Source organism: Mycobacterium asiaticum, assembly GCF_001668675.1.
Taxonomy (GTDB): domain Bacteria; phylum Actinomycetota; class Actinomycetes; order Mycobacteriales; family Mycobacteriaceae; genus Mycobacterium; species Mycobacterium asiaticum_D.
The window spans coordinates 36,935-46,228 of sequence record NZ_LZKQ01000279.1 but is presented as its reverse complement, the minus strand read 5'-3'; the positions used below and the strand labels follow the sequence as shown (position 1 = coordinate 46,228).

Sequence of the window (9,294 nt, the reverse complement as noted above, 5' to 3'; positions counted from 1 at the left end):
GCTTTTCGACGTTCGCAGCGGCGGAAAGTCGTTGCGGATATCCGGGTGACAGAGCTGCACGACGCGCTCGGGGCGCACGATGCCCCGCAACTCGTGCCGACCGAGATCGGTCAGCCACGCATCGCTTGGGAGCGCATCGATGACAAGGTCCTCGGTGGTACCCGACAGCACCGTCTGGCCGCCGTGTGCGAGATCGCGCAGCCGCGCCGTTCGGTTCACCGTCGGGCCGATGTAATTGGACTCGTCGCGCAACTGCACCTCACCGGTGTGCACGCCGATGCGAAACCGCAACGGAGCCAACGGCGCCCGCTGCAAATCCAGAGCACACGCAACCGCCTGACTCGCCCGGGCGAACGCGATCACGAAGCTGTCACCCTCGCCCTGCTCCACCGGCCGCACCCCACCGTGGGCGGCGAGCAACCCGTCGAGCGTGCGGTCCAGTAGTGCGACGGCGGCAGCCGTTTCCTCCGGCTGCGTCTCCCACAACCTCGTCGAACCCTCGACATCGGCGAGCAGCATGGTCACCGTTCCGGTCGGCAGGCCGCTCACACCCAAATCACCCCAGTTCACCGGCGGTGTGTCCACGCGTGGATGCGCTTCGGTCATGCTAACCAGCCTCGACCGGCCGGCACCAGAAAACATCAGGGAAATCCCGTATGCGGGCCTGATCTGGTGGCAATCGGCGCGTTGACTCTGCGCTCAGGGCGCGGTCTTCAGGGTCTTCATCGCCATAGCTGCAGAGTCAAACCGCCGTTCGCAATTTGCGTGTTCTCCCCGATGGTCTTCATCTCCCGTGGACAGACGCTGGGTGGCATGACAACCACCATTGACCGAAACCGCCCCAGCGTCTTCGAGGCCGACTTACCAACGATCAGCTACGAAAACGCCCAACACCCCGACGAGGCGCACGCGATCATCCGCGAGGCCCGCGCGCGGGCACCGATCGCGATGGGGCCGTATGGGCCCGAGCTGCTCACCTACGACTTGGTGCATGCCGTACTGCGCGATCCACGCTTCCGCGTGCCGCAAGGAATGTTCCTTGCCGCGCAAGGCATTACATCCGGCCCGCTGTGGGACCGCGTCGCCGTCAACATTCTCAGCATCGACGGGGACCAACACCGCCGGCTGCGTCGACTGGTGAGCAAAGCCTTCACACCCAAAGCCGCTGCGCGGTTACGCACGACGATGACCGACGTCATCACCGGGCTGGTCGATCACCAAATCACAACGGGTCGTTGCGATGTGGTCTCCGACATTGCCCGCCGGTACCCGATACCGGTCATTTGCGCGCTGCTCGGAGCACCCGCCGAGGACTGGGAGCTGTTCTCCGACTGGGCGGACGACATTTTGAAGGCCTTCAGCTGGGATGCCGCCAGCTCCGCACCGACGATTCTGACCGCCTGGGCAGCGCTCGACTCCTATATCGACGACATGGTCGCACGGCGGCGCCACAACCTGACCGACGACCTGATCTCCGAGCTGATCCAGGCCGAAGACGACGGTGATCGCCTCAGCGGCGAGGAACTCCGATCGCTTGTTGCCGCATTGCTGTTGGGCGGCACCGACACAACCCGTATGCAGTTGGGCGCGGCGGCACACATATTGTGCGATCACCCCGAGCAATGGGCCCTGCTCGGCGAGCAGCCCGAGTTGGCGGCAGGTGCCGTCGAGGAGCTGATCCGTCATTCGCCCATCACGTTCGTGACCCTGCGAACTGCTCTCGAAGATGTCGAGCTCGCCGAGGTAACGATCCCCGCCGGCACGCTGGTGGTGATCAACACCGGAGCCGCCAACCGCGATCCCGCCGTCTGCGACGATCCGGACCGCCTCGACATTCGCCGCCAGGGCGCCCCGCCGGTGCAGACATTCGGCGCCGGCATGCACTTCTGCCTGGGCGCCAATCTGGCCCGCCTCGAGCTCGCCGAGGCCCTGAGGGTGATGACCCGGCGGATGCTCAACGCCCGCCGCACCGGCCCCGCTCCATGGAAACCGGTGAACGCGCTGGGCGGACCGATCACCGTGCAGCAGGTCCACCGCCGCGGTATCGGGCAGCGCGCGCGGGAACATCGCCACGTGCCGGGTGAGGGTGGCCCGGGCCGGATGCCGCGCGGCGTCTTCGGGGGCGACTTCGCCCGAATCGATCAGGTCCTGAATCACGCTGTGGTCCCGGGTGAGTTGTTGCAGCTGCTGCTCGCGGTAACTCGCAACCGAGTCACTAGTATTGCCGCGACCCCGAGAAATACCTGGACCTACCGAAGGCGGAGCGGATGGGCGTGCAGTTCGCAGGTCTGTCCGACATCGGCCGGTTGCGTGCCACCAACCAGGACCGCTGGGGTGCCGACCCCGAGCAATCGTTGTTCATGGTCGCCGACGGTGTCGCATGCAGCACCGACGGCGCGCTGGCCGCCGCGCTGGTGATGGAGCTGCTGCCGACCTACGTGAGCCGACATCTCAAACCCGACAACGTCAACGACGAGGGCGCGGACGAGTTGCTGGGGCGCGCCGTCGTCGAATACTGCGCCGACTTCTGCACCTACGCCCGAACGGATCCACGCGCGGCGGGCGCCAACACCACGCTCGTCGCCGTCGTGATCGCCCAGGCGCGGGCACTGGTTGCCCACCTGGGTGACAGCCGCGCGTACCTGTACCGCGAGCAGCAGCTGCAACAACTCACCCGGGACCACAGCGTGATTCAGGACCTGATCGATTCGGGCGAAGTCGCCCCCGAAGACGCCGCGCGGCATCCGGCCCGGGCCACCCTCACCCGGCACGTGGCGATGTTCCCGCGCGCGCTGCCCGATACCGCGGCGGTGGACCTGCTGCCAGGTGATCGGATCCTGCTGTCGAGTGACGGACTGCACGGTGTCGTCGACGACGAGGCCCTGGCCGCCGCGCTCACCGAGCACCCTGAACCCGACGACGCATGCGCGGCGTTGATCGACGCGGCGCTGCAAGCGGGCGGGCCGGACAACATCACCGCCGTGGTTATTACCCCCTCGTATTAGCAGACGCTCCCACGCTAGGGTGCAGCGGTGAATGCTGACCTGTCGACACGTGGCACCGAATGGGTGACGGACGTTGTGGTAGTGGGATTCGGGGCAGCCGGCGCCTGCGCGGCGATCACCGCGCGCGAACACGGGGCCGATGTCATCGCGATCGATCGCGCCAACGGCGGTGGCTCAACTGCGGTCTCGGGCGGGATCATCTACGCCGGGGGCGGCACCACCGTCCAGCAGCAAGCCGGCGTTGCGGACACCGCGGAGCAGATGTTGACCTACCTCCGCCTCGAGGTCGGCGACGCCGTCAGCCCCCAGACGCTGGAATCATTCGTGGCGGGCAGCCCGGAGATGATCCGCTGGCTCAGCGACCGCGGCGTCCCGTTCGATTCCACGTTGTGCCCCTACAAGACCTCCTACCCGAACAACCACTATTACCTGTACCACTCGGGCAGTGAGAACGCCGGTGCGTTCCGCACGCACACGCCACCGGTCCAGCGCGGCCACCGCGTCAAGGGCAGAGGCGTGTCCGGCAAGATGCTCTACGCGCCGTTGGCGAAATCCGCACTTGCCCTTGGGGTTCAACTGCGTCCACAGACCCGAGCCACCCAACTGATGCAAGAGCCGTCCGGGCGGGTGTGCGGAGTGGAAGCAACGACGATGCATTACGCGCCGGCCCGGGTCCGCCGCCAGTACGCGCGGCTGGCGGGGCTCTCGACCAAGCCCGGCATCTACTATCCACCGCTGCGCTCCGTGGTAGAGCGCCGCCTGCGCAACCTCGAACGGCGCTACGCGCAGCCGGTGCGCATACTGGCCAGGCGAGCCGTAATCGTCTGCGCCGGAGGCTATATGGCCAACGTGGAATGGATCGAACGGTTCGCGCCGCAATACCGCGGCGGCTTGCAACTGGGCACCAGCGGCGACGACGGCAGCGGCATCGCCATGGCGCAAAGCGTCGGCGCCGTCACCGAACGGATGGACAACGTCTCGGCATGGCGTTTCATCACGCCCCCAAGCGCTTTCATCAGTGCAATCATCGTCGATGAACAGGGTCGACGCGTCATCGACGAGAGCCGCTACGGCGCGGCCGTCGGCCACGCCATGGTCCGCCGCCACAACGGCAAGGGATGGCTGCTCGCCGACGCCGCGCTGATGAAAGAAGCGCGATGGCAGATGATCAAGCAGCCGTTGTGGTTTCAGCGCGCTCAGTCGGCGGCCCTGATGCTCTTCGATTCCGTCAAGGGTGCATCGCTGCGCGACGCCGCCCAGCGCGCCGGCATCGACCCAGACGGTCTAATGGCCACGGTCGAAAGACACAACAGCGCCATCGATGCCGGCGCACCGGATCCCGCCGGTAAGCCCGCCGACTTCGTACGCCGAATAGGTTCGGGCCCTTACACATTGCTGAACATCTCGGTACGCCCGAGCCTGGTCAACCCCACCCCGATGTTGACCCTTGGCGGGATCCGTGTCGACGAGGGCACCGGCGCGGTGCTCGACGGATCCGGCGCGCCGATTCCCGGACTGTACAGCGCGGGACGCACCGCAACCGGAATATGCTCCAATTCCTATGTCAGCGGGCTCTCGCTGGCTGACTGTGTTTTCGCCGGCCGCCGCGCCGGGAAATCCGCAGCAACACAACCTATTGCGCGCCGGACCGCGTAATCACCAACTCGACGGCGGCCGCAACCAGGTCGGGCTGATGGATCTGAACGAAGTGGTCGCTGCCGGTCGCCTCGATGTGCGGCGTTTGCGGCCGCAGCGCGACCAGAGCCACGGTGGCGTCGCGCCACGCCTGTTCCAACTTCGCACTTTTGTCGGCGGGCAGGTCCGGCGGGATCGTGAAAGGTTCCGTGCGGGTCAGTACCGCCAACGGGATGGGCGGAAAGGCGGGAGCGCCCGCCACCTGCGCCACACTGCGATCGATCTCGACCTCCTCAAACGACGCAGAATCGCGCAACTGCGGCGGCGGTGCATCCAGTGCTCGTCGATAGTCCGGCCAGTCCGGACCCATCAGGTCCGGGATCTCGACGCCGAAGGCGTCGACGAACACCAGTCCCCGCACCTGATCCGGATGGGTTTGGGCATAGAGCCGAATGAACAGCCCGCCCAGCGAATGTCCGACAAGAACATAGGGTCCCGGGACATGCGCGGCCTCGAGCAGGGTGTGCAGGTCGGCGACGACGTCGGCCGCGGTACGCGGCATCGGCACCGCTGAGCTGCGGTCGGCGAGGGTGGGTGGGTCGGAATTGCGCACGGTCCCGGGACGGTCGTAGGCGCAAACCCGATGGCCGCGGGCGAGGGCCGGCAGCACGGCCGGCCCAACCGCCGGTGGGGCCGCGTTCGATTGATTCCACGGGTCGGCCGAGTTGTGATAGCCGGACTCCAAAATGATTGCCGGAACGCCCTTGCCGCGACATTCGAGATAAAGGTGGCGTCCGTTGCCGATCTCGACCGGTCCGCTGAAGTCGCCCCCGTCTCGTGTGGCGGGGCGGGTGCCCGGCGGTGCGGCACTACAACCCACCGAAGCGAAGAGCAGTGCCGTCATCACCAGAAACCTCACCAGGCGCATGCGGCCATTGTGGCGGCTCGGGTTCAGCCGATGGGATAGACCACCCCGGTGCAGTGCCGTCATCGGTATCGATACCGAGGCCGCGGTTCGGGGGCCGAGGCGGAGTTCCTCAGCGTGCTCGCCGAGTTGTTGCAGGCGGCGCAGCGGGCCGGGACAGCGCGGCCGGCGGTAAACCTATGCGATCGTTCGCACGGCGGCCGTGACGGCCCGGGGTGCTTCGGACTGCGGATAGTGGCCCACTCCAATAAGCCTGGTGACCTTGGCCTGTGGCAGCGCGGTGATCGCCTGCTCGAGTACGTGGGCGCCCGATACCGGGTCCTCGAGACCCCAGACGAGATGGAGCGGTCCCTGCCAGTTGGCCAGTGCGTCCTCCCACCGCCGGTGATGCTGGGCGCGTTCGGCGTTGTAGCGGATGAGCAGGTGCGCGAGTTTGTGCCCGTTGCGCAGTGAGATGCCGAACCAGAGGTTGGCGAATTCCCGGTCGCTCAGGCGTGTTCCGCGAATTTTGTCGAGCGCCCGGCGGACGCGATTCGGCCTGATCCGGCCCGAGATGAACTTGCCGATGCCGGGCCGAATCAGCAACTTCTGCAGGAACGTCGGCCGGTAAGCGCTGTAGACGATGCCGCCGTTCAGCAGGACCAGACCGGAAACGGTGAACCCCAGCGCGCCGCTGAGCGCTCGGTGGATCAACTCCTGAGCGACGATGCTGCCATAGTCGTGAGCTACCACCACCACCGAGTCCAGCTGCAGATGGGCCACCAAATCCTCGACCAGATCGGCCGATTCGGCGACCGAATAGGCGTAGGGGTTGGGTTTGTCCGAGGCGCCGTAACCAAGGAAGTCGGGTGCGATCACGTCATGGTCGGCAGCCAGATCGTCGGCGACATCGGCGTAGTCGAACGACCACGTCGGGAACCCGTGCAACAGAAGAACGGCGGGTCCCCGACCACGACGGCGGTAGGCGATGCGGTGCCCCCGTCGACTGACGAGCGTCTCACCCTGGCTGATCCATAACTGGGCCGCCGCCGCGTCGGTCATCGGTCCTCCCACTCCTCGGCGAGCAACTCATACGAGCGCAATCGATCCCCGTGTCGGTGAGTGATCGTAGTGACAACCGGCCTCCCGGCGTCGATCGGCAACCTGCACCACGCGTTCATGCGGCTATGAGGCCGCCCAGCGCGAGTCCTTCGACCGGCGGGGCGCCGGGAGCGGCGCCAGGCCCAGATGGTCGCGCAGCGTGGTTCCGGTGTAGTCGGCGCGGAACACACCGCGCTCCTGCAGCAGCGGCACCACCCGGTCGACGAACGGGTCGAGACCGCCGGGGGTGATGTGTGGGACCAGGATGAACCCGTCGCTGGCGTCGGCCTGCACCAGATCGTTGATCGCGCTCGCGATGGTGTCCGGTGCACCGATGAAGGACTGGCGTCCGGTGACCTCGACGATCAGTTCGCGGGTGGTCAGGTTCTCCGCCTCGGCTTTGGCGCGCCATTCGTTGGCGACCGCGATCGGGTCGCGGTGCATGCGCACGCTGGCGCGCCCGCGCGCAATCGTGTTTTCGCCGACGACCGGGTCCACCGCCGGCAACGGCCCGTCCGGATCGTGATCGGACAGGTCCCGGTTCCAGAGCTGTTCGAGGAATTTGATCGCCGTCTGCGGGGAGACCTGCGCAAGCCGGACCTCGTGTGCGAGGTCCTCGGCCTCGGCATCGGTGTCGCCGATCACGAACGTCGCGGCCGGCAGGATCAGCAACTCATCGCGGCGCCGCCCGTAGCGCGGGAGCCGGCCCTTGACGTCGGCGTAGAACGCCTGTCCGGCCTCCAGCGTGCTGTGCCGGGAGAAAATCGCGTCGGCGGACGACGCCGCGAAGTCGCGTCCCTGGTCGGAGTCGCCGGCCTGGAAGATCACCGGCCGGCCCTGCGGACTGCGCGGCACGTTGAATCGACCGTGGATGTCGAAGTGCGCGTCCCGATGCACGAACGCTCCGGCGTCCGGGTCGGACAGGAAGACGCCGGTCTCTTTGTCCGCCACGATTTCGTCACCGTGCCACGAATCGAACAATTCCTGGGTCACCTGAAGGAACGTCTTGGCCCGGTCGTAACGCTGGTCCTCGGCCAGGAACCCGCCGCGCCGGAAGTTCTCGCCGGTAAAGGCATCCCAGGAGGTCACCACGTTCCACGCGGCGCGCCCGCCGGACAGGTGGTCCAGCGACGCGAACTGGCGGGCGACCTCGTACGGCTCGTTGAAAGTCGAGTTGATCGTGCCGGTCAGGCCGAGCCGATCGGTGACCGCCGCCAGCGCGGCGAGGATGGTGAAGGTATCCGGACGGCCGACCACGTCCAGGTCGTAGATCTGCCCGTTCTGCTCGCGCAAGCGCAGCCCTTCGGCGAGGAACAGGAAGTCGAACTTGCCCCGTTCGGCCGTCTGGGCGAACTGGGCGAACGAGCTGAACTCGATGTGGCTGCCCGCGGCGGGATCACTCCACACCGTGGTGTTGTTGACCCCTGGGAAGTGCGCGGCCAAGTGAATCTGCTTCAGCGGCTTACTCATTGCGAATCCTCGTGTCGATCAGGCGGTGGCGTAGCGGTTGCGGGGACGGGCCAGGCCGAGCAACCCGCGCAGCGTGTCGGCCGGATAGCCGTCGCGGTACAGCCCCCGTCGGCGTAACTCCGGCACCAGGCGCTCGGTGATCTGCACCAGGTCGTGCGGGAGCGCCGCCGGCCGCAACCGGAACCCGGCTAGACCCGCGGCGTGCCAGTCCTGCAGCAGGTCGGCCAGCTGTATGGCGGTGCCGGTGAAAATTGGTGCGTCGCTGCCGAATTCGGCACCGGCCAAGTCGTCGAGACGACGTCGCCGAGCCGCCGCCGCCGGTGCCGTGTCGGCTAAGAGCACAACCAGGTCACCGAAGAGATGCAGCCGTTCGTCATCGCGGCCGACGGCTTGCCGCAGGGCGCCGATCTCGACGACGATGTCGGCCGCCTGGGCCGCGTCGCGAGGGGTGACGAACCCGACGTCGGCGCTCTCGGCGATAAGTCGGTAGGACGGTCCGCCGTGGCCCAGTGCCGCCACCAACGGCTGGCCCTGCGGCGGCCGCGGCGTGATCGAGGGACCCTTCACCGAGAACCAGCGGCCACGAAAGTCGATGTAGTGCAATTTGTTCCGGTCGATGAACCGCCCGCTGGCGACATCGCGGATCTCCGCGTCGTCCTCCCAGCTGTCCCATAACCGCCGTAACACCTCGACGTAGTCGGCGGCCTCGACGAACAGGTCGTCGAGTTCGTGGCGGCGGCCGAAGTGTGCCGCCACGTCAGCGCGGCCCGTGACCTGGACGCGGACCCCGGCCCGGCCCGAGGTGACGTAGTCGAGCGTGGCGATCGACTTGGACAGGTGGAACGGTTCGGTGTGGGTCACGACGGCCGTCGGCACCAGACCGATGCCCTTGGTGAGCGGCGCGATCCGTGCGGCGATGAGCACCGCGTCCAACCGACCGCGAACGCGATCGATCCTGTCGTCGGGTTGCCGCGGATCATCGGATTGCAGCGCCAGCGAATCCTCGAAGGTGACGAAGTCAACCGATCCGCGTTCGGCCTCGGCGACCAGATCCGCCCAGTAGCCGGGCGTGAACAGCCGCGCCGTTGCGGCCTCCGGTTCTCGCCAAGCCGCGGGATGCCAGCCGGCGCCGTCCAGCGCTACGGCCAGGTGCAAATGATCCGACGGATTAGCCACTGG

Annotated in this window: 7 protein-coding genes and 1 pseudogene; 3 read left to right on the top strand and 5 right to left on the bottom strand. The window is 67.1% G+C overall.

All coding sequences use genetic code 11. The features are described from left to right. Positions 1 to 606, bottom strand: a 606-nt coding sequence (locus tag A9X01_RS23435; RefSeq protein WP_436405296.1) for an adenylate/guanylate cyclase domain-containing protein, incomplete at its 3' end; no start/stop codon positions are given. A gap of 207 nt (positions 607 to 813) precedes the next feature. On the opposite strand from A9X01_RS23435, the pseudogene A9X01_RS23430 reads away from it, so the two are divergent. The 3 genes and pseudogenes from A9X01_RS23430 to A9X01_RS23420 form a co-directional block, all read left to right on the top strand. Further along, positions 814 to 2,022 (top strand): annotated as a pseudogene (locus A9X01_RS23430) (cytochrome P450); the annotation flags it as partial. 338 nt (positions 2,023 to 2,360) lie between these two features. Further along, complete coding sequence (locus A9X01_RS23425) at positions 2,361 to 3,005, top strand: PP2C family protein-serine/threonine phosphatase (protein WP_172832590.1); 645 nt, start codon at positions 2,361 to 2,363, stop codon at positions 3,003 to 3,005. 27 nt (positions 3,006 to 3,032) lie between these two features. Next, a complete protein-coding gene (locus A9X01_RS23420) occupies positions 3,033 to 4,661 on the top strand; it encodes an FAD-binding protein (protein ID WP_253849342.1) in 1,629 nt (542 codons plus the stop codon). Here A9X01_RS23420 and A9X01_RS23415 read toward each other — a convergent pair. The 4 genes from A9X01_RS23415 to A9X01_RS23400 all read right to left on the bottom strand — a co-directional run bounded on the left by A9X01_RS23415 (position 4,639) and on the right by A9X01_RS23400 (position 9,291). Next, positions 4,639 to 5,568 carry an alpha/beta fold hydrolase gene (locus A9X01_RS23415; RefSeq protein WP_065123011.1) on the bottom strand — a complete coding sequence of 310 codons (930 nt, stop codon included), beginning with the start codon at positions 5,566 to 5,568 and terminating at the stop codon, positions 4,639 to 4,641. The genes A9X01_RS23420 and A9X01_RS23415 overlap by 23 nt on opposite strands. Before the next feature lie 174 nt (positions 5,569 to 5,742). Beyond that, positions 5,743 to 6,606 carry an alpha/beta fold hydrolase gene (locus A9X01_RS23410; RefSeq protein ID WP_065123010.1) on the bottom strand — a complete coding sequence of 288 codons (864 nt, stop codon included), beginning with the start codon at positions 6,604 to 6,606 and terminating at the stop codon, positions 5,743 to 5,745. A 123-nt stretch (positions 6,607 to 6,729) separates the two neighbouring features. Further along, complete coding sequence (locus A9X01_RS23405; protein ID WP_065123009.1) at positions 6,730 to 8,115, bottom strand: NtaA/DmoA family FMN-dependent monooxygenase; 1,386 nt, start codon at positions 8,113 to 8,115, stop codon at positions 6,730 to 6,732. Between the two features lie 18 nt (positions 8,116 to 8,133). After that, positions 8,134 to 9,291 carry an LLM class flavin-dependent oxidoreductase gene (locus A9X01_RS23400; RefSeq protein WP_065123008.1) on the bottom strand — a complete coding sequence of 386 codons (1,158 nt, stop codon included), beginning with the start codon at positions 9,289 to 9,291 and terminating at the stop codon, positions 8,134 to 8,136. Between the last annotated feature and the right edge of the window lie 3 nt (positions 9,292 to 9,294).